This is a genomic window from Bacillus sp. D386 (assembly GCF_006346415.1).
In genome coordinates, this window is the sequence record NZ_VEMV01000007.1 from 69839 (window position 1) to 92093 (window position 22255).

Here is a 22255-nt window from a genome sequence, read left to right on the forward strand (position 1 = left end):
TAGTAATGTTAAGGAGGAATCCCTATGAAAATGACGACTACTAAAATGAAATCTTTACTTATGGAAAGCTTAGCTGATACAAATTCAAAATTTAATTATAATCGTGATAAAGAGGAATTAAGAATTGAAAATGAAGAAACTGGCAAGGGAATAACAATTGGATTGGCGCCGCTTGTATCGAAGTATGAGCAATCTGGTCAAAAAGCGATTGATGAAGTCCTTTATTATATAAAAGAATCAACGAAAGTAATGGGTACGGAACAATCTTTGAAGGGAAATGAAAAATTAATTTACCCTGTTATCCGTTCGACTTCCTTCCCAATGGAGTCCCGTGAAAATACACCGTTTATTACAGATGAGCATACAGCCGAAACGAGAGTTTATTATGCTCTTGATTTGGGTAATACGTATAGGTTGATTGATGAGGAGCTAATGAGGAAAGAAGGCTGGGATCAAGATTCCATACGTTCAATGGCTATGTTTAATGTCAGGTCATTGCCGATTAAGTCTAAAAAAGACAGTGTACGCGGAAATGACTTTTATTTTATTAATCATAACGATGGATACGATGCTTCAAGAGTCCTGATTGATTCACAAATGAAAACATGGAAGGAAGATATGAAAGGGACAATGGCAGTGGCCATTCCACATCAGGATGTCTTAATCATTGCAGACATACAAAATGATGCAGGTTATGACATTTTAGCACAAATGAATATGCACTTTTTTACAAATGGAAATGTTCCGGTCACCGCTCTGCCATTCCTTTATGAAAATGGAGAATTGGAGCCAATCTTTATTTTAGCAAAGAATCGACCGGTAGAAGACCAATAATATAATAGGAAATTGATACCATTTACAAGGAATATGTCTTAAATGAGTAAATTTTTTGATAAAATAGATACTTGTAATACTAATTTATAACAACCATAGAAAGTGTGAGGAAGGCTATGAGCTTTTTCAAAAAAATCATTGATTGGTTCTATGAGGATGTAGAAGAGGAAGTAGAAGTAGAACCTCGTAATAGCCATGAAAACATTCAAAAAAAACCTAAACAAGTAAAAAGACAAAAAGAAAATCAAATTGAAATTGAAGCAAGAATTCAATATAGATACCCAAAGGATAATTTCAAATTCCCATTAATCTCAGATGAAGAGTTAATAAGATTAAAAGAACAAAAAAAGAAGCAAAATGAGTTGGGTGTGAAGAAGGAAGTGCACGTGAGGAGATTTGAGAAATCCCCGGCTGCTGTTCCTAAATTGAAAGTGTCTAATCAAAGAATAATACCTAAGCCAGAACCAAAACAGAACGAAGTTGTTCCGAATAAAAAGCCGTTTAGAAGAACAGAAATACCTTCGCCTATTTATGGATTTCAAAATCGACAGGCCGGCACTAAAAATCAAAAAACAGTCGAATACGAATTACCACCTGAAACGACCTTAGATTCCGTTCTTGCTTTAATGCATGGAAAGAAAGTGAATCCACCGAGTGTCAATCAAGAACCATCATTTGAAATGGAAAGACAGAATGAGCTGCCGCTGAATTCCGATTTCAAGCATTCAGATGAAGAGATAAAAGAGGAACAGCAAAAAGTCTCGACTAATGATGGAAATAGACATACGGAGGATATCGAGAGTGTGATTGCTCCGCTATTACCGGATACTGTTTCAGCAGAAGATACAGAGGTTGCAGCCACAAGTGAAATAGCATGGAATCCAGTCAGCGAGAATCAGATAATAGAGGAAATGAATGAAGCAATTTTGAACGCTGATTACGAAGATGAAATAACTCAAGAAGAAGGAATCGTGGAAGAAGATACGCTGATCATGCACTCTGGCTCACAGATGGAGCAGGAGGAATTTCAGTCGATTCCAATGATTCATCAGAATCTTGACGAACAAGCTGATGATGAAAATTTGGAGAACAACTTTGGATTACAACCGGAGGAACCAGTTGAAGATTACTACCATTCCCCTTCAGGCAGTGAGGTATATGAGGATATTGAGGAAGCTGATTCTGATATGGAGGAAGACCAACCATACAAGAGAGATGAAATTCAGCAAGCTCATGATTTAATCACGCAGACCCATGATTCTGTAATGAATATAGAAGAAAATCATCAGGTAAGCGGAAATGATGAGAAAAATATAGACATCAGTCACAATGAGAAAAATGGGCAGGATATCATTTTGCTTGACGGAACTGAGGATGAGTTTTCAATCAAGGACATTCAAACGAATGAGCCAGTTTCGAATGAATCTATAGCTTCGTTCGAAACGCAGACAATCGATCGAACTAATGGTTTGGAGAAATCCGCGCAACTGGATGATACGGAGAACCATATAGATAGAGAAGTCTCTTTATCAGAGCCGAACAGTCCAATGGAAGCAACAGTGACAAGCGATGCTATGGATGAAGAAGAGAGACGAAAAATAGAAAGAGAAAAGCGCATTAGGGAGCGCAGAAAACACATTCCTTTTAACGTTTTAATGCTTAAGAATGATAAAGATCATATTGCAGCAAATCGCAATCAAAAAACGATTGCCGGCAAAGAGGAAAAGCCTTCGGAGCAACCTAAAAAAAAACTGAATGATTCCTATCAATATCCGGATATTTCAATTTTGAAGCCACGAGTGGACATTAGAGAAGATGCTGATTGGCTTGCAGAACAAGCAGCATTGCTAGATGATACACTTGAACAATTCAATGTTAAGGCTAGAGTACATACGTATTCTCAAGGACCTTCTGTAACAAGATTTGAGGTTCAGCCGGATCCTGGTGTTAAGGTTAGTAAAATCACAAATTTAAATGATGATCTAAAACTAAGCCTGGCTGCTAAAGATATTCGTATAGAAGCACCGATTCCCGGGAAACGAATGATTGGAATTGAAATTCCCAATATAAATACACGTCCTGTTTATCTGCGTGAGGTTTTGGAGGAAAAAGTTTTTGCTGAGAATACCTCACCGCTTTCAGTGGCAGTTGGGTTGGACATTTCAGGAAACCCGATTGTAACAGATTTAAAGAAAATGCCGCATGGTTTGGTGGCAGGCTCTACAGGTTCTGGAAAAAGTGTATTTATTAACTCTGTTTTAATCAGTTTATTATATAAATCACACCCATCTGATGTCAGACTCTTATTAATTGATCCGAAAATGGTTGAACTTGCGCCATATAACAATATTCCGCATTTGGCAGCACCGGTTATTACTGATGTAAAAGCTGCAACAGCTGCACTGAAATGGGCAGTAGAAGAGATGGAACGGAGATATGAGTTGTTTGCCCATTCAGGAGTGAGAGATATTGTCAGATATAATGAAAAGGCACTATCATCCGGGCAAATGGAGCATAAGCTGCCTTATTTAGTTATCGTGATTGATGAGCTGGCTGATTTAATGATGATGTCTCCTGCTGACGTAGAGGAAGCGATCTGCCGTATTGCGCAGAAAGCCAGAGCATGCGGGATTCATTTACTGGTGGCAACACAAAGACCATCTGTAGATGTCATTACCGGGTTAATCAAAGCAAATATTCCTACAAGAATTGCTTTTTCCGTTTCTTCACAGGTAGATTCACGTACGATTTTGGACCAAAGTGGAGCTGAAAAATTACTTGGACGGGGAGATATGCTGTTTTTGGAAAATGGAACTTCTAAAACAGTTCGCCTGCAGGGAACTTTTGTAACTGATGATGAGATTGAGGATGTCGTAAAACATGTAATGGCTCAGGCTAAACCGTCCTTTATGTTTGAGCCAAATGAATTGGTAAAAACAAGTGAACATATAGAAGAAAAGGATGAACTCTATTACGAAGTGTGTGAATTTGCGGTTGAGATGGGAGGAGCATCCATATCCAGTCTGCAAAGGCGCTTTAGGATTGGTTATAACAGGGCAGCGAGGCTGATTGATATGCTGGAGAAAGAAGGTATTTTATCAGAATCAAAAGGAAGTAAACCTCGTGATGTGCTTATATCTGAATCTGATTTAGAGGCTATACATGAATCTCAATCCCCTTTTTGAACAGAGGAAAAATTTTTGTATAATAATTTAATTATGAGTATTTCCCAGAAAAGGTAATACTATATTTATGAGAAAATCAGTTAGAAAAATTGTACGAAATCGATTTATAGGTTTATAATCATACAAGTTATATCTTTAACGCAATGAAGATATTGATTGCATGTGCTCGTTATAATAGTAATCTAACTGGTTTTAAATACTTATATTGTTTCAATTAGTAAAGCCTAAACAGGCATAGCAGGCAAATTGCAATTAGCAAAAAAAAGAGACCGTCATATACTGTTTTACAGCATTGACGTATGTTGGAGGTTCATTCTATGACAGTTTATCACTTCGTAGGTATAAAAGGATCCGGGATGAGCGCGTTAGCCCAAATCCTAAATGATATGGGATATCAGGTACAGGGTTCAGATTATGAAAAAAGATTTTTTACCCAAATCGCACTTGAAAATGCCGGTATAAAAATATTGCCATTTAATAAAGAAAATATTAAACCAGGTATGACAATCATTGCAGGAAATGCTTTTCCTGATAGTCATGATGAGATTGTTCAAGCTTTAGAACTTGGTTTGCCAGTCATTCGCTATCCACGATTTCTTGGAGATTTCCTTAAAAAGTTCGTGAGCATAGCTGTTACAGGCGCGCATGGAAAAACATCGACTACCGGCTTAATGTCTCATGTAATCAGCGGAGCTGAGCCAACGTCATTTTTAATTGGAGATGGAACGGGTAAGGGAGAAGCAGATTCTAAATACTTTGTATTCGAAGCTTGCGAATACCGAAGACACTTTTTATCCTACGATCCGGATTATGCCATTATGACCAATATTGATTTTGACCATCCGGATTATTTTGCAAATCTTGATGATGTGTTCTCTGCCTTTCAAGAGATGGCACTGCAAGTAAATAAAGGAATTATTGCCTGTGGTGATGATGAGCAGCTACAAAAAATCCAGGCGAAAGTACCGGTCATATTTTATGGGTTTAACGAAGAAAATGATTTCCAGGCTAAAAATATTGTCACTTCAGAAGCTGGAACTACATTCGATGTGCATGTAAGAAATAATTATTATGAGACATTTACGATTCCAATGTTTGGGCGCCATACAGTTTTAAATGCGCTAGCTGTTATTGCACTTTGTCAATATGAGGATATTGATGTGGAGATCATTAAGGAACGCCTAATGTCATTTACTGGCGTTAAGAGACGTTTCTCTGAAAAACAACTTGATCATCAAATCTTAATTGATGATTATGCCCATCATCCAACAGAGATAAAGGCAACAATTGATTCAGCTCGACAAAAGTATCCTGATCGGGAGATTGTAGCTGTATTTCAGCCGCATACCTTCTCTAGAACTCAGAAGTTTTTGGATGATTTTGCTGAAAGCTTAAAAGAAGCAGATAAAGTATACTTATGTGAAATTTTCGGATCAGCAAGAGAGTTGAATGGGAAATTAACAGTTAAAGATCTTTGTAATAAGGTGGACGGTGCTCAAATTATTCAGGAGGAAGATCCGTCTATCCTTAAAAATCATCACAATGGTGTATTATTATTTATGGGTGCTGGAGATATTCAAAAAGTGCAAGCAGCCTATGAGAGCTTTATAACGAAATAAATGCACATAAAGACCCTTCGAGAGTAATCAGTAAGTACTCTTGAAGGGTTTTTTATTTATTTTAGATTTTCAGGATTTAATTTCTCTAATTCTGGGAGAACGAATCTGCCGTCTTTTCTAATTAGTCGATCATCAAAATATATTTCGCCGCCTCCATAATCTTTACGTTGGATATTAACCAAATCCCAATGAATGCTGGAGTGATTACCATTTGGCGCCTCATCATAGCTTTGACCCGGTGTAAAGTGAAAGCTTCCATCAATTTTTTCATCAAATAGAATATCCTGCATTGGATTGGTTATATATGGATTAACCCCTATCGCAAATTCGCCGATATAACGTGCGCCTTCATCACTATCAAATACCTTATTGATTCTTTCTGTGTCATTCGCTGTTGCCTTAACGATTTTTCCGTTTTCGAATGTTAGACATACATTTTCATATGTAAATCCCTGATATGGAGATGGGGTATTATACGTAATGGTGCCATTTACAGAATCACGTACAGGTGCGGTATACACTTCACCATCTGGGATATTACGCTCCCCTGCACATTTAATGGCAGGAATGCCTTTAATAGAAAAATGTAAATCTGTTCCTGGACCTGTAATGCGTACTTTGTCCGTTTGATTCATTAACTCGACTAGGCTGTCCATCGCCTCAGACATTTTGGCATAATCAAGATTACATACATTAAAATAAAAATCTTCAAATCCTTCTGTACTCATTTTTGCCAGCTGAGCCATTGAATTGGTTGGGTAACGAAGGACCACCCATTTCGTTTTTGGAACTCGGATGTCTCTATGTACTTTATTTTGTACGGTCTGTCCATAGATTTTCATTTTATTAGCAGGGACATCAGAATGTTCTGAAATATTATCGCCTGCACGAAGACCTATGTATGCATCCATTTTACTCATAACCTGTGATTCAAATTCGGCGATTAATCTATAGTGTTCTTCAGTTGCACCTAATAGTAACTGTCTTTCAATGGTTTGATCCTTTGTTGAAACGAATGGATATCCACCTGCCTCATATGCTTCACTTACCAATGCTTTAACCAATTCTGGTTGTATACCGAAATTTTCTATAAGTACTTTTTCACCTTTTTGTAATTTTACAGAATAGTTAATTAGATTATGAGCTAATTGCTGAATTCTTGGATCCCTCATAAAAAAAATCTCCTTTCATCTCTAAACTTTAATTTAATTGTATCTTACTTTAGTAATAATATTAAGGTGGAAGGAACATTGTGGATCAGAATAAATTCCTATATAGTTTAAATAAGGAGATAAAGGGTAAAAACTAATTATAATTTAGAGATGGAGTGAAGACGATGGAAATTATCTTATATTTAAGCGTGGCATTGATTGCCATAGCGTTCCTGGTTCTTGTTATTTATCTTTCAAGAACATTAAAATCCCTTCAAACAACAATGGAGAGTGTATCTAGCACATTAACAGGCCTAGAAACTCAGATGCAAGGCATAACAACCGAGACAACACTGCTGCTACATAAGACGAATGCTTTGGCTGAAGATATTCAGCATAAATCTGAGAATCTAAATACGGTTGTTGATGCAGTTAAAGGTGTGGGAGGATCGATTCAACGTGTGAATCAAACCATTGACCAGATTACAAACCGAGTTCAATTAGCAGCGAGTCAAAATGACGAAAAAATTACCCAAGTAGTTCAATGGGGAAATGCATGCATTGAGCTTGTGAATAAGTGGAAAAAGCATAAAGCTGAACAGAGTACAGCAATCTATACCGAATCTGAAGCAGGCAGAGATGTTACTTTACCTTCACAAGAAACCAGATATCAACGTTCTCAATCTTAATCAACCATAAAAAAGGAGATGTTTAAGAATGAATAATAAAAATGATAATTTTAATCAAGATAATGGTATGTCAACAAAAGATTTTGTAGTAGGAGCAATAGTAGGCGGGCTTGTTGGAGCAGCTACTGCACTGTTTTTAGCACCTAAGTCCGGTAAAGAACTTCGTCATGATTTATCTGAACAAGGCAGCGTTTTAATGGAAAAAGGAACTCCATTGATTGAAAAGGGTTCTGCTTTAAAACAAACGGCTACAGAAAAGGGATCTGCTTTAAAACAAACAGCCACTGAAAAAGGAATTGCTCTAAAACAAACAGCTCAAGAAAAAGGAACAGAATGGATTTCTGTCGCAAGAGAAAAAGGTGCACCATTAACAGAAGCGGTTAAGAAAAAGTTTGGAAGCACGACAAATGAAGAAAGCAACAGTCAATCATCTGATACAAAGGAAAATCAAACAGATAAGAAGATGGATAGTAATGTTGTAGTTGATTCCCCAGATGACGTTTATGTTGGAGAAGAAAACATAGACAGTAAAAATACTGCTAAAGAAGAAACGTATGCTTCTGAAAAAACTGGTTTCAATTCTACAGCCAGTGGAAATACATCTTCAGGTAAAACACCGTCCAATAGCTCGAATAATACAATAAAAGTTGATTTAGGTTCTAATTCTTCTAATTCAACTGGAAATAAAAATAATTCAGCAACCAATTCGAAAAACACAACGAATAAAAAATAAAAGTGGTTTGGAATAAACACAAATGGGGGGATATGGATGAAAAAGATTACTAACGAAGAGGAATTACAGCAACTTTTAGAGCATGATGTTTTTCTGCTTCTGAAGCATAGCCTTACATGTCCAATTAGTGGTGCAGCTTTTGATGAGTATTCCCAGTTTGTCGCTGAGCATCCTGCTATAGCTACAGCTTATCTAGCTGTACAGGAAGCCAAACCACTATCAGAGCATGTTCGAGATTTAACCGGAATTAAACATGAGTCACCGCAAGCTATATTATTTAAAAATAGTGAGGCTGTGTGGAATACATCTCATGGAAGAATTACAGCACAAAATCTAGAACAGGCACTTAAAGAATATATCTAAATAGAAACCGGTAAGGAATTTAATTCCTTACCGGTTTACTTTGGTCGGATAATTCTGTGAGTTGAACCAAACAATTTCAAGTTGATCACCATCTTGGATTTCATTGTAAAATGTGACTTCCTGTTTATTCCGCATAAGGTGAAAGCCGCCCGGATTATTCTTGGGAAGTTCTATTTCTATGTACCGAAATAGATCCTGGAATATAAAAGCGGATTCTTTATTAAAGTTTATTTTTAGTTGCTCCCCGTTAAAAAGGATATCTGTATCACTTAAGGACTTATCTTCTCGATAGACTGTATAGCTGTTATTTGTCAACGTAAGTGGTTGACCATTAAACGTAACAGATATTTGATTAATCTCTTCAGCCTTATAGACACCTATTAAATCTTTGACTGTGATTGCTTTTCTACGAACTAAGGTGAGGCGATCATGATCGGCTATCCGATGGTTAAAAGATACACCTTTTCCGTTAACATATATGGCACCTGAAAACGAGACGAAGCTTTCCAGCCGGCCATTGATAACTAGATTAAACGGGACAAGTTCGTCCAGTATAGAATTCAAGCCAGCGAACAATAGTGCATCCTGCACAGTCTCTGGCATTTTAAAAGCAATCCGATCACCATCATGAATATCTTCGTGGCCATCAGCAGGAAAACCATTCATAAATAGGGTACAAGGAATTTCATATTTCTCTTCGTTTATATAAATCTCCCTCATAGGCAGTTCATCAAGTAATTCTCTTAATATCACAGATGTTTCAGAACCGTCTTTTCCCTTATCTATCCATAGCTGATCTCCAGGGGTTAATGGGGAATCAAGAGAGCAAGACACATTATTTCTTTTGATTTGCGGAGGCTCTCCGTGTGTACCTGGTATGGTAATATTTCTGCCGTTAATACTAACAATCTTCGCATTTCCAGGTTTACCGTATAGCTTTGTTAAATGAAGTCCTGCTGCAAGCAAGGCATCTCCTATAGTCAGTTGCTTAAGATCAAATAAACGAACTGGGGTCCCATTTACTTCAACAGAAACATAATGAATTGGATTAACATCTGATGAAATGGCTATTCCAATGGGCGTAACGAGTTCGGGCCCTTTAATGTAATCTGACTCAATCACTAAATTTTTGATAGCGTCTATTCCGCGTATAGCAACTCTATTGGCAGGCAGATTTAATTTCTTTGCCAAAATATCTGGTAAGCGCGGTGTTAAGCTACCTCCGCCAATAAGCATAACGGCTTGCGGAGGCTTAGCATTATTCAGTTGCAAAATTTCTCGGCTAATGGAATCTGCTAATTTTTCAATGGCGGGATAGATGGCTGTAATCATTTCTTCTTTTGGGATCTCTGATTCGAAACCAAGAATATCACTGATTTTGACAAACTCCTGTTCATTTATGGATCTCTTGGTATCTTCCGCATTCGGGAAATCAAGTAAATACTGATCACTGATTTCCTCTGTTATCTCATCTCCAGCAACAGGGACCATTCCGTAGGCAATAACGGTTCGTTCATCTGTAATCGCTATATCAGAAGTACCAGCTCCAATGTCAACAAGGCATACGTTGAGCCTTCTCATAGAGGGTGGAATAAGGACATGAATTGCAGCAATTGGTTCAAGAGTAAGTGCTTCTAGCTCAAGATTTACTCTTTTGAGTGCAGCAAACAGTGATTCAACGACCACTCGCGGCAGAAAAGTAGCGATAATTTCTGCTTCTGCTTCATCCCCTTTTTGGTCAAGTAAATTTCCGATTTCCTGGCCATCAAGATAGTAATGGAGAACAGAATAGCCTACACAATAATAATGATAATTACTTTGGATGTCTTCTTTTTCAGCTACCTGAAACTGTGCTTGTTGTACAGCAGCTAATTCCAGATGAATGCGGTCATCGGCAGACAGGAGAGGCTTGCCGGATATGGGAATAGATGATCTCCCAATCTCTGTACGCAAAGCACGTCCTGCAGCTGCTACACATACTTTAGTAAGAGGACCGTGCTTTTTTTCAAGTGTAAGCTTAATATCGAGTATAACGTTGGAAACAGCTACGACATCATGAATCTGGCCATCCAGCATGGCACGCTCAGTATGTTCTCTAATGATGACGTCTGTAACGACATATTGATCGAGGCGCATTTCTAATATGATTCCTACAACTGAGCGAGTGCCAATATCGAGAGCAAAAATTTTTTTGGTCAAGAATTCGTCTCTCCTTTTATGCTTTAACACTTAAAAGCGGTTTATTGATAAAGGTTTAATAGTGACAATACCGAATTAATCCGTTATAATAGTTTCAATTATATACTGAAATGTAAAATATTTTACTAAGTGATTTAGAAATTTTTAAAATATATGAAACCCAGGCTAAAACATGCAATGCAGAACAGAGAGGATGAGTGATATTGAGTAATATGGAACTGGATGTATTAAGAGAACAACTGGATAATTTGAATTTGCAATTATTAAAGCTTATTAACGAACGAGGAAAAGTTGTACAACAAATCGGTGAATTAAAAGGTAAGCAAAGCCAGTATCGTTTTGATCCTGTTAGAGAAAGAGAAATGCTTAATACACTTATCCAAAATAATGATGGTCCATTTGAAAAATCAACCATTGAACATATTTTCAAGGAAATATTTAAAGCAAGCCTTGAACTACAGGAAGATGATCATCGTAAAGCATTGCTTGTTTCCCGTAAAAAGCATCCTGATGATACTATAATTGATTTGAAGGGTGAGAAAGTGGGAAATGGACAACCGTCCTTTGTGTTTGGCCCATGTGCGGTAGAATCCTATGAACAAGTAGCGACTGTAGCAAAAGCTGTTAAGGATAAAGGATATAAATTACTTCGAGGCGGAGCTTATAAACCGAGAACATCCCCTTATGATTTCCAAGGGTTGGGTGAAGAAGGATTAAAAATCCTGAAAAGGGTTGCTGATGAATTCGATTTGGCTGTTATAAGCGAAATTGTAAACCCGGCGGATATTGAGACTGCGGTTAAGTATATTGATGTGATCCAGATTGGTGCTCGTAATATGCAGAACTTTGAGTTGTTAAAAGCAGCGGGAGCGGTCAATAAACCCGTTCTGCTAAAAAGAGGGCTGGCAGCGACAATTGAAGAGTTCATTAACGCAGCTGAATATATAATGGCGCAGGGAAATGGAAATATCATATTATGTGAACGCGGAATTCGTACGTATGAAAAAGCTACACGGAATACATTGGATATTTCAGCTGTACCTATACTGAAAAAGGAAACGCATTTACCGGTAATGGTGGATGTTACGCATTCGACTGGCCGAAGAGATCTGCTAATTCCAACTGCTAAAGCTGCATTGGCAATCGGTGCTGATGGGGTTATGGCTGAAGTTCATCCGGATCCGGCAGTTGCTCTTTCCGATTCCGCACAACAGATGGATCTAAACCAATTTGATACGTTTGTAAACGAGATTAATCAATTTACCAAGCAGACAGGTATCAGAATTTAATAAATATGGAGTTGCTATTTGGCAACTCTTTTTCATTTTTCTCCAATAGATTAACGAATCAATAGTCCCTGAATTTTTCAGTGGAATTTTTATAATTTATTATTCAAATGCTATCATTTTAAAGAAGTACTGAGTTAGTCTTAGTGAAAATTGGATTTGTTATGTATACAATAGTAAGAAAATAGATAAAGTGTTTATTTGCACGAATTTAGAGGGTAGAGTATTATTATAATAACATACTAAATGGTACTTAATTGAATACTATTAGGATTAGAATAGAGAAATTTGGGCGGTGTAAAAAATGAATATTACAATTTATGATGTAGCTCGTGAAGCAAATGTTTCCATGGCAACTGTATCACGTGTTGTCAATGGTAATCCAAACGTTAAACCGGCAACACGTAAAAAAGTAAATGAAGTAATTGAAAGACTTGGCTACAGACCGAATGCTGTGGCACGCGGATTAGCAAGTAAGAAAACAACAACAGTCGGAGTTATTATCCCAGATATCTCCAGTATCTTCTATGCTGAATTAGCAAGAGGGATTGAAGATATTGCCACCATGTATAAATATAATATTATTTTAAGTAACTCGGATTCAAATGAAGAAAAAGAAAGCCGACTAATCCAAACGATGCTTGGCAAACAAGTCGATGGACTTGTCTTTATGAGTTCAAATATTACGGATGAGCATATTGAAGAATTCAAGAAATCACCGGTTCCTGTTGTATTGGCAGGTACAATTGAAGATTCTGCTCAAATTCCATCTGTGAATATTGATTATGAACAAGCAGTGATGGATGCGATTAAATCTTTTGCTGATCGTGGACATAAGAATATTGCCATGGTATCAGGATCTTTTCAAAATGCAATTATAGAGAAAAAAATGGTGCCGGGATACCGAAAAGCATTGGAGGCAGCTAATATTCCTTATAATGAAGAATATCTAGTAGAAACAGATGCATCCTATGATGACGGAATCGAAGCCTTGAACCAGCTAATGGAATTGGATAATAAACCGACAGCTATTTTTGTATGTTCAGATGAGGCAGCTCTTGGTATCATTCATGCAGCACAAGATAAAGGTATCTCCATACCGGAGGATCTTGAAGTAATCAGTTCGGATAGCACGAGATTATCTTTAATGGTGCGACCTCGCCTAACGTCGGTTGTTCAGCCATTATATGATATTGGTGCTGTTTCCATGCGCTTGCTGACAAAGCTTATGAACAAAGAAGAGGTAGATGAATCCTCCGTAATTCTGCCGTACAGAATTGAAGAGAGAGATTCAACAAAATAAAAAATAAAAAAAGCTGAGCCATTTTGTGAATAGTTCTACAAATGGTTCAGCTTTTTATTTTAGTAAAACAGGTAGTATACATTATATCCAGTCCTCATCTTTTTAGTGTGTAACTTGGTGTCTGTGACCAGTTATATAAGAAATTTAAATAATCAGGTATTTGAAATTCAGCAGATTCATAGGGTTAGGATAGAATCGTGTATAATGCCTTTTCTAGAGTTTTTGCATTTTTTTCAGTAATCTCAGCCTTACGTGGGATGGGCTTGTACATATCAGGTGGATCTTCCCATGTAGTGGGTAATGTAACGGGTGCTAATGCTGACCAATGATTGACCCAATCAACAGGCAACTCACCTGAACAATTCGAATTATTAGTCATTTCTAGCCATATTAGGGACCAGGCACGCGGAACCACTCTCCAGATATCATATCCGCCGCCACCAACTGCTATCCACTTACCTTGACAGTACTGGTGTGCAAGCTTATGGGCCAGTTTTGGGATGGATTGATAGATTGCAGTGGTAGCAGAAAGGTGCGTTAATGGATCATAGTAATGAGCGTCAGCGCCGTTTTGAGTTAAAATAACGTCTGGGCGAAAAAATTCTATGACAGATTTAAAGGATTTTTCATAGCACTCGAGCCATGATTCATCCTCCGTAAAGGCATCGAGGGGGATATTAAATGAATAACCATATCCTTTTCCATTTCCACGTTCAGTAATATTGCCAGTTCCAGGGAATAGGTAGCGACCTGTTTCGTGAATGGACAGTGTACAAACAGAAGGATCATCATAAAAAGTCCACTGAACACCATCTCCATGATGGGCATCCGTATCTACGTAGAGAACTCTGGCATTATATTTTTTTTGCATATATTTAATGGCAACAGAGCTGTCATTATAGATACAGAATCCGGAGGCTTTCCCTCTAAAGCCATGATGCAAACCACCGCCCAGGTTTATGGCATGCTGAGCACGCCCTTCCATTACTTCATCAACGGCAGACAATGTTCCTCCCACAAGCCAGGCGCTTGCCTCATGCATTCCAGAGAAAATGGGGGTGTCTTCGGTCCCAATTCCATAATTTAATGCTTTATCCTGGTCAAGCTTTCCTTGTCCGGCTAATCTAATCGCACTGATGTAATCGGGATCATGCACCAGGCTTAATTCCTCATCTGTTGCCATTCGTGGTTTGATGCAGTCATCCTCTTTCAGGGCATTCATTTTATTTAATAAGTCTACTGTTATTTGCAGCCGTTTTTGGTTAAAAGGATGGTTATCATTGAATTTGTAGGAAAGTAGATCGGTTGAATAAACAAATGAGGCTTCCTTCATAGAGTGCTCTCCGGTATATCTGGCCATAATACCTCATATCCGGATGACCGTAGGTCCTGTACGATTTTCAGCGGGTTCATTGTTTGAATCCTTAGTACCAAGACTTTAAATGCCGGGTCTTCTTTATATGGATAAATGAAAATGCTATTTACATTGGAATTGTGGCCTTTGATGACTTCGGCTATTTCACTGAGCGTACCTGATTTATTAGTGACCTTTACCTCTATTTGGGATGCAGGCTGATTTGAGCCAGTAAGTTCTACATATGTATGCAGAAGATCTGTTTCAGTAATAATCCCGACTAATTTGTTGTCGCTGATCACAGGCATACAAGATATCTTTTGTTCATAGAATACAAATGCAATCTCTTCAACGAAATCAAGTGGGTGTGCTGTATAAATATCGGTAATCATGATATCGCTTATTGGCTTTAGAAGGTCTTCCTTATATTCATCAAGATGGAAGATAGATGGAGTTGCAGAGCGGATATCGACATCACATAACAGGCCGATTAACCGTTGTTCATCATCTACTATTGGTATATGCCTGATTTTTTTTTGTTTTACTAAATCAATTGCCTGCTGGAGTGTAGCATTTTTTTGAAGCGTAATAACATCCTTGATCATGATATCCTCAATAATCACAAGTAGCCCTCCTCAAAACTCAGTTCGTTCAATACATATATCGATTCATGAATCGTAATTGATCGAATTTTTGAATACTCTCTTTTTTAACGTTTTTCCCGATTCTGGCCATTAAACAATTGGCTGGATGGGAGCAAATTTCAGGGTCATCAGTGGCATACCATTCCAAGCCACCGGCACTCATCATTTTCTCCATCATTTTTCGATATTCCCATACATTTAATCCGCTGCCTTTTAAATCCCAATGCCAATAATATTCTGTGGTAATAATAATGTAATTTTCCATCCACTCATCCATCATAGCCACGCGGATCAAGTTTTTCCCGACCGCACATCCGCGATATTCACGGATTACTTCAATAGCACCCAATTCCAGTAAGTCATCCATTTTCCCTTCAGACCATCTTTCAAGAGGATCTGGGTATAAATAAGTGACATATCCGACAATGACATCGCCGGCCCTCGCAATAATAATTCGGCCTTCAGGAAGGCTGCTGATTTGAATTAAAGCCTTATGCTGCTTCTCAGGAACCCTAAAGGCAACGAGACCCTCATGAAATTCAAGATTTTCTAATTGATCTCGAGATACCGGGCCCTCGATAACTAACGGCCCACATGGGGTTTGCAATTCCTTCAAATTATACGTTTTTTTATGCTCCATCCATACACCACCCAGGTCACATTTTAAAGCTATTATACAGCACTTTAAATCCATAAATGCTTCATGATATGAACTTTTTAAGTCATATGTAGTGGAAATTAAGAAGCTTACTGGCATAATTCTCTTAAACACTTAATGGGGATGTTATCTTAAAAACACTACAATTATAAAAATTGTAACATATTAGCGTAACTTATTAAATATTTTAAAAATTGAGATAAAATGGATTTTGTACTATACTATCAATATATTATCTTTGATCAGGGGGGAATAATTATGAAACTGGAAGCGCTTTCTGTTGTGCAAGGGGATTATAATTTAGCAAACTATGAGGAAATCTACAGATCATTTGACTGGAAGGATGTAGAGCAGGAATTCTCTTGGAATGAAACGGGTAAAGTGAATGCGGCATACGAATGTATTGACAGGCATACTGAAAATTTCAGGCGCAATAAGGTAGCATTATATTATAAGGACCCTAATCGCTATGAGAAGTATACATATAGTGATATGAAAGATTTATCGAATAAAGCAGGAAATGTTCTGAAGGAATATGGGAATGTAACAAAAGGTGACAGGGTATTTATTTTTATGCCGAGATCACCGGAATTGTATTTCACAGTGCTGGGTGCGATAAAATTGGGAGCTATTGTCGGCCCGTTATTTGAGGCATTTATGGAAGGGGCGGTTAAGGATCGATTGGAAGATAGTGAAGCCAGTGTAATCGTCACTACCCCTGAATTATTGTCTAGAATTCCTGCAGATGACCTGCCAGCATTGAAACATATTTTTGTAGTAGGAGATAATGTAGAGGAAACTGGTAAATATATAGATTTTAACAGCAAATATGAAAATGCATCTAAAAAATTAGATATAGAATGGGTAGATCGGGAAGACGGTCTGATTCTACATTATACTTCCGGTTCAACCGGTAAGCCAAAGGGTGTTCTGCATGCGCATAATTCAATGATTCAGCATCTGAAAACCGGACAATGGGTACTCGACCTAAAAGAAGAGGATGTATATTGGTGTACAGCGGATCCAGGCTGGGTCACAGGAACGTCTTATGGGATATTTGCTCCGTGGCTAAATGGAGCCTCTTCTGTGGTCACAGGTGGACGATTTAGCCCGGAAGCTTGGTATCAAACCATTGAAGATTTCCATGTAACCGTGTGGTACAGTGCCCCTACTGCATTCCGTATGCTGATGGGTGCAGGGGATGAGGTAGTAAAACAATTTGATTTATCCAGCCTTCGCCACTTACTAAGTGTAGGTGAACCTTTAAATCCTGAAGTTATTAAATGGGGACAAAAAGTATTCTCCAAACGTATCCATGATACATGGTGGATGACAGAGACCGGTGCACAACTAATCTGTAACTATCCAAGTATGGAGATTAAACCGGGTTCTATGGGTAAGCCAATTCCTGGAGTCGAGGCTGCCATCGTAGATGACCAAGGGAATGAAGTACCGCCTTATCGTATGGGCAATTTAGCAATTAAAAAAGGATGGCCATCCATGATGAGGCAAATCTGGAATAATCCACAAAAGTATGAATCCTATTTTATGCCATCAGGATGGTATGTTTCAGGCGATTCAGCTTATATGGATGAAGATGGGTACTTCTGGTTCCAGGGCAGAATTGATGATGTTATTATGACATCCGGAGAACGGGTAGGACCTTTTGAGGTTGAAAGCAAGCTGGTAGAACATCCGGCGGTTGCTGAAGCGGGTGTAATAGGCAAACCGGATCCTGTACGGGGTGAAATCATTAAAGCATTTATTGCCCTCAGGTCTGGATACGAGCCTTCGGATGAGCTGAAAGAGGATATCAGGCTATTTGTTAAACAAGGGCTTGCTGCACATGCTTCACCAAGAGAGATTGAGTTCAAGGATAAACTGCCGAAAACGCGCAGTGGTAAAATTATGCGCAGGGTATTAAAAGCTTGGGAGCTTGAATTGCCAACAGGCGACTTATCAACGATGGAAGATTAAAACAGGGGTGTTTATAAGGTGATTTAACCCTTATAAACACCCTTTTTTTTGGTTTTTACAAAGGATATGAGCAAATGGAATACATATCATTCCATTTAGCAGGAAGAGTGGGGGAAATGAAGAATATTAACCTAATGAAGTTTCAAGAAACCGATTTTAAGGATTATTATAGTTTGGTAAGTAATGAGAAGGTTATGGCCCAAATAACAGAACGGGCTCTGCCTTTAGAGGAGGCAAGGTTGAACTATCAAAAGATATTGCAACGTAATAAGAAACATGAAAACTTTGGGACTTTTAAAATTTTTGATGCTTCCGTTCAGAGATTCATTGGACTCGGATCTTTAATTTTAAATGAAAAACTTACTGACGAAGCTGAAATTGGCTATATGATTCTACCTGAACATTGGGGGCAACGGTATGGGACAGATATTGCCGAAGTATTAATTGGAAAAGTGAGGAAATCGGAATTGAAGAAATTAGTGGCGATAATAGACCCTAATAATATTCCTTCGAGAAAAATATTAGCTAATCTTGGATTCAAATCTGAAAAGGTCTGTGCGATAGATGGGTTACCAGGGGAAATTATGAGTAAACTTTTATAAAAAATCATTTACCAATTACATAAGTTTTTCAATTTTAATAGGATAGTAAAAATAGATAAATTGATAATTGATTAGCCAGAAAAGAAATGGAGTGATGCCGATGAAACTATTGAACAAATTACCTAAAAGCAATTGCATATAAATTGTTGAGTTATTTTTATTAAATGATGAAGAAAAGTAACATCATTTTGCTATATAGAAATTAAAGATTGTAGTTTAAAAGGGGCTTGATAAAGTGAAAGAATGGTTTGGTTCTTCAGGTCTATGTATCAATGACAATGGTCAATTGTTAATGGTTCTGCAGGGGAAACCTGAAGAGAAAAATTATGGTCTATTCCATCGGGCGGTAAAGAAGTAGATGAAAGTTTTGAACAGTGCTGTATTAGAGAGATGGAAGAAGAAACGGGATATTTAACAGAAATTGTTGAAGAAGTTAAGGTAAAAAGGGTAATATATGAAACACACTATATTACTGCTGAAGTTCGCTACTATATAGTGAGGATTATGGGTGGTGAAAGAAATATTCGGGATCCGGACGGTCTTATTTATGATATTGCCTGGAAAGACCTTGAGGAATTAAAAACACTGAAGTTAACATATCCTGAGGACAGAGATTTTCTTATTCAATATATAAAAAGGGATTCAAGTAATCCTATATATATTGGGGATTGCAAAAAAAAGTTGTTTGATAGATATAGAGAAAGGCTGTTCCGATAGTCGAGTGTGATACCGACCTGGAACAGCCTCTTTTTTATTCCTCTGTATTTTCATCATGCTCTTGTTCTTCGGCATGAACTGGTTTTTCATCTTCTTTTGGATCTTTCTTCTCTTCTTTTTTATCTTCTATGTCTTCTTTTTTATCTTCTGCCTTCTCTTTTTTTACTTCTTTAGACTTAGGTTCCGGCTTAGGAGCTGGTTTATATTCGATAATAGAGGATGGAGCAGATTCATTACCAGCTATATCCACTGCAGTAATGTAGTACTTTCCATTTCCATCTGTTTTAAAGCTGAGTGTATTGTCAGCTTTGATACTGGCTACTTTAGCACCATTTCTATAAACACGATATCCAACTATGTCAGAGTCACCAGAAGATTTCCAGTTGATGACTTTCTCCTTTGAAGTAACTGCCGGTGCTCCAGGTACTTTCCCGTTATCATTCATTTTCGAAGCTCCGATAGCTGCCCCTTCAAATTCAGAGCCTTTTGGCGTAATAGATGATTTATCAATAAGGTATTTTGCTCCTGTAATGTTAGAAAAGTCGGCATTGATCACAAGACCGGTTTCTGTGAATTCCTCTGGAGTAGACCCCAGTGCCACATATTTCTTACCATTTATGAACACATATCTTTCGCTTGATGTTGCCAAATTGCCGTTCTCAGATGAAGGAAGATATTTGGCATTGAAATAATCGGATTTTGCGAGTCCTGCATCTATACATGATTTGGATGCCAGGGAACTGGTCAATGTGCAATAGGATCTGGATACAATTCCACCTGGCATTTGGTGTCGCTTCGAAGTCCCGACTAAGTTTGGTGCAACATCATAAGCTGAATTAATTAATTGTGCCCATAATGTTTGATTTCGCTGTGAATAACTCATTCCATATGTATCCACAGATGCATTTGAATCATATCCCATCCAAACTCCAAATGTGACATTTGGATTGGTCGCGACCATCCAGGCATCATGAAAGTTCTGGCTAGTGCCGGTTTTGCCGGCCCAGTCGGCTGAAAACTTCAATTTACTGTTTAAACCTGCTGCTGTTCCAGAGGTGATGACATCCCTCATCATATCAATTGTTAAATAAGCTGTTTGTGGACTGAATACATCCGTCTTCGCTTTTTTATGTTGGTAAATGGTCTTTCCATTAGAATCTACTATTTTTTCGATCATATAGCTATCTACGAATTGTCCACCATTTGCAAATGTTGCATAGGCATTCGTATTCTCTTCTACGGTTACGCCTCTGGCTAATGCACCCAAAGACGTGGAAAGGTTTGTATAATCTTGCTTTTCTAAAGAGGTGAAGCCCATTTTTTCAAGATATTTTACTGGGTTGCGATTTATAATTTCCGCATATTGAACCGCTGCCGGTATATTATAGGATCTCTTTAATGCTTCACGTGCAGAGGTTATACCGGTAATTCCGCCGCCAGCATAGTTTCCTGGACTCCAACCGCGAATGTTCACAGGTGCATTGACCAAAGTTTTGCCTGGATAGGAAACTCCGTACTCCATTGCTGGTGCATATACAAGTAGTGGCTTCATTGTTGAACCATTTGAACGTACAGCTGATGTAGCATGATTAAGCTGCTCCCGTTTAAAATCACGGCCTCCAACGAAGCTGAGTATTTTTCCGGTAGAGTTTTCAATTAGCATGGCGCCAACTTCAATTGGTTCATTCTCTATATAGGTTTCTCCTGTATCCGGATTCTTTTTCTCCACCTGGCGGGTACCCTGATAATAAGGGTAATTTTTAGTGACTTTTTGCATATTGTCATACATTTTTTTGTTTATGGTTGTATGAATTTGATAGCCATTTTGTCGGATGGCCTGATCAGCCAGAGTATAGTATTGCTTATATAGGTCATCGTCTTTTTCTAAATCCTTGCTTGAAAGCCCATCGTTCTTTGCCAATATTGGCATCATGATTTCAATTGCTCTTTTTTCTACTTCATATGTTAAGTATGGATACTTTTCAGTAGGATATGTTTGTTTCTTTGCAAGGTCTTTCTTAATATCATATTTTAATGCTTTATCATATTCTTCCTTTGTAATGGCATCGTTGGTATACATTCTTTTAAGAACTGTTTTCATACGATTGATACCTGGGGAAAGGTCCTCCTTCACTTCACCGGATTGTGTAAATGGTGTATAAAGGTATGGATTCTTTGGTAATCCCGCAATAAAGGCAGCCTGTGGCAGAGTTAAATCTTTGGCATCTACCCCGAAAATGCCATCCGCTGCAGCCTGGACACCGGCAATATTACGGCCGGAGGAATTTCTGCCAAACGGTGAGACATTCAGATAAGCTTCTAAAATCTCATCTTTTTTCATGAATTTTTCAAGGCGTAATGCCAGCAGGATTTCCTTCGCCTTACGATCAAAGGAAACCTCATTCGTTAAGATTTGTTGTTTTATTAATTGTTGTGTCAGTGTGCTTCCTCCTGATTGGACAGAAGAATTTGTCACTTCCTGAAGTAAAGCTCGAATGATGGCTTTTGGTACAACACCCTTATGCTCATAAAAATAGGAATCTTCTGTGGAAATTAATGCTGTCTTAACGTAATCCGAAACATTTTCCAGTTTCACTGCTTTACGTTCAAGATCAGAACGCATTTTCCCCATATATACATTGCTTGCAAAATAAATCTCAGATGTTTCTTCATAACTGGACACACTTGATTTAAGCTGTTCCTTGCTCCTGATTGGTTCGTCTTTTACCATAGATGCAAAGTAACCAGCTCCAACTCCGCCAGCAAATGCCATCCCGATGACAGATACAATTAAGAAGATTAATAGATTATTCCAGATAACCTGATAGGAAATACGTGCTCTTCGCTGTACAACGGGTTTGTTTACAAAGTCCCACAATGGCGCAAGCCTTTCTTTAAGTTTTATAAAAATATCTTTCATTCATTCACTCCCCCAACAAAT

The 22255-nt window shown here is 38.0% G+C and carries 18 protein-coding genes; 12 read left to right on the forward strand and 6 right to left on the reverse strand.

Annotated elements, in window-relative coordinates; translation table 11 throughout:
• Nucleotides 1–24 precede the first annotated feature (24 nt).
• The 3 genes from FHY45_RS19100 to murC all read left to right on the forward strand — a co-directional run bounded on the left by FHY45_RS19100 (nucleotide 25) and on the right by murC (nucleotide 5638).
• Nucleotides 25–834 (forward strand): DUF1444 domain-containing protein, encoded by an 810-nt coding sequence (locus tag FHY45_RS19100; RefSeq protein WP_066109073.1) that lies wholly within the window; start codon nucleotides 25–27, stop codon nucleotides 832–834.
• A gap of 116 nt (nucleotides 835–950) precedes the next feature.
• Nucleotides 951–4019: a DNA translocase FtsK gene (locus tag FHY45_RS19105; RefSeq protein ID WP_139892785.1), complete on the forward strand. Its 3069-nt coding sequence runs from the start codon at nucleotides 951–953 to the stop codon at nucleotides 4017–4019.
• A gap of 317 nt (nucleotides 4020–4336) precedes the next feature.
• Complete coding sequence (gene murC / locus FHY45_RS19110) at nucleotides 4337–5638, forward strand: UDP-N-acetylmuramate--L-alanine ligase (protein ID WP_066109068.1); 1302 nt, start codon at nucleotides 4337–4339, stop codon at nucleotides 5636–5638.
• A 56-nt stretch (nucleotides 5639–5694) separates the two neighbouring features.
• Here the strand turns inward: murC and FHY45_RS19115 are convergent, their stop codons facing one another.
• Entirely contained in the window at nucleotides 5695–6810 is a 1116-nt protein-coding gene (locus tag FHY45_RS19115) for an aminopeptidase (protein WP_066109065.1), read from the reverse strand.
• A 164-nt stretch (nucleotides 6811–6974) separates the two neighbouring features.
• On the opposite strand from FHY45_RS19115, the gene FHY45_RS19120 reads away from it, so the two are divergent.
• From FHY45_RS19120 to ytxJ, 3 genes are read left to right on the forward strand one after another with little or no spacing between them, the layout of a single operon-like run.
• Complete coding sequence (locus FHY45_RS19120) at nucleotides 6975–7478, forward strand: DUF948 domain-containing protein (RefSeq protein WP_066109062.1); 504 nt, start codon at nucleotides 6975–6977, stop codon at nucleotides 7476–7478.
• Nucleotides 7479–7506: 28 nt separating this feature from the next.
• A complete protein-coding gene (locus FHY45_RS19125) occupies nucleotides 7507–8211 on the forward strand; it encodes a YtxH domain-containing protein (protein ID WP_066109059.1) in 705 nt (234 codons plus the stop codon).
• Between the two features lie 36 nt (nucleotides 8212–8247).
• Complete coding sequence (gene ytxJ / locus FHY45_RS19130; RefSeq protein WP_066109056.1) at nucleotides 8248–8574, forward strand: bacillithiol system redox-active protein YtxJ; 327 nt, start codon at nucleotides 8248–8250, stop codon at nucleotides 8572–8574.
• A gap of 27 nt (nucleotides 8575–8601) precedes the next feature.
• On the opposite strand, the gene FHY45_RS19135 is transcribed toward ytxJ, so the two are convergent.
• Nucleotides 8602–10710: a cell division protein FtsA gene (locus tag FHY45_RS19135; protein ID WP_139892838.1), complete on the reverse strand. Its 2109-nt coding sequence runs from the start codon at nucleotides 10708–10710 to the stop codon at nucleotides 8602–8604.
• A 266-nt stretch (nucleotides 10711–10976) separates the two neighbouring features.
• On the opposite strand from FHY45_RS19135, the gene FHY45_RS19140 reads away from it, so the two are divergent.
• Nucleotides 10977–12062: a bifunctional 3-deoxy-7-phosphoheptulonate synthase/chorismate mutase gene (locus tag FHY45_RS19140; RefSeq protein ID WP_066109050.1), complete on the forward strand. Its 1086-nt coding sequence runs from the start codon at nucleotides 10977–10979 to the stop codon at nucleotides 12060–12062.
• A 301-nt stretch (nucleotides 12063–12363) separates the two neighbouring features.
• Nucleotides 12364–13362: a catabolite control protein A gene (gene ccpA, locus FHY45_RS19145; protein ID WP_066109047.1), complete on the forward strand. Its 999-nt coding sequence runs from the start codon at nucleotides 12364–12366 to the stop codon at nucleotides 13360–13362.
• 184 nt (nucleotides 13363–13546) lie between these two features.
• Here ccpA and FHY45_RS19150 read toward each other — a convergent pair whose 3' ends face one another.
• The 3 genes from FHY45_RS19150 to FHY45_RS19160 are packed head-to-tail and all read right to left on the reverse strand — an operon-like array spanning nucleotide 13547 to nucleotide 16000.
• Nucleotides 13547–14695 carry an acetoin utilization protein AcuC gene (locus FHY45_RS19150; RefSeq protein ID WP_139892786.1) on the reverse strand — a complete coding sequence of 383 codons (1149 nt, stop codon included), beginning with the start codon at nucleotides 14693–14695 and terminating at the stop codon, nucleotides 13547–13549.
• Nucleotides 14692–15339 (reverse strand): acetoin utilization AcuB family protein, encoded by a 648-nt coding sequence (locus FHY45_RS19155; protein WP_139892787.1) that lies wholly within the window; start codon nucleotides 15337–15339, stop codon nucleotides 14692–14694. Before FHY45_RS19155 ends, FHY45_RS19150 begins: the two co-directional genes overlap by 4 nt.
• 28 nt (nucleotides 15340–15367) lie before the next feature.
• Nucleotides 15368–16000: a GNAT family N-acetyltransferase gene (locus FHY45_RS19160; RefSeq protein ID WP_066109036.1), complete on the reverse strand. Its 633-nt coding sequence runs from the start codon at nucleotides 15998–16000 to the stop codon at nucleotides 15368–15370.
• Nucleotides 16001–16276: 276 nt separating this feature from the next.
• Between FHY45_RS19160 and acsA the strand changes: the two genes are divergently transcribed.
• The 4 genes from acsA to FHY45_RS19175 all read left to right on the forward strand — a co-directional run bounded on the left by acsA (nucleotide 16277) and on the right by FHY45_RS19175 (nucleotide 19314).
• A complete protein-coding gene (acsA, locus tag FHY45_RS19165; RefSeq protein WP_066109033.1) occupies nucleotides 16277–17995 on the forward strand; it encodes an acetate--CoA ligase in 1719 nt (572 codons plus the stop codon).
• A 116-nt stretch (nucleotides 17996–18111) separates the two neighbouring features.
• A complete protein-coding gene (locus tag FHY45_RS19170; protein ID WP_139892788.1) occupies nucleotides 18112–18597 on the forward strand; it encodes a GNAT family N-acetyltransferase in 486 nt (161 codons plus the stop codon).
• A gap of 235 nt (nucleotides 18598–18832) precedes the next feature.
• A complete protein-coding gene (locus FHY45_RS21055; RefSeq protein WP_257469196.1) occupies nucleotides 18833–18955 on the forward strand; it encodes a hypothetical protein in 123 nt (40 codons plus the stop codon).
• A 23-nt stretch (nucleotides 18956–18978) separates the two neighbouring features.
• The gene (locus FHY45_RS19175; RefSeq protein WP_257469202.1) at nucleotides 18979–19314 is read left to right on the forward strand and encodes an NUDIX hydrolase; all 336 of its coding nucleotides are present in this window, start codon (nucleotides 18979–18981) and stop codon (nucleotides 19312–19314) included.
• A gap of 34 nt (nucleotides 19315–19348) precedes the next feature.
• On the opposite strand, the gene FHY45_RS19180 is transcribed toward FHY45_RS19175, so the two are convergent.
• A complete protein-coding gene (locus tag FHY45_RS19180) occupies nucleotides 19349–22234 on the reverse strand; it encodes a transglycosylase domain-containing protein (protein WP_139892789.1) in 2886 nt (961 codons plus the stop codon).
• Nucleotides 22235–22255 lie beyond the last annotated feature (21 nt).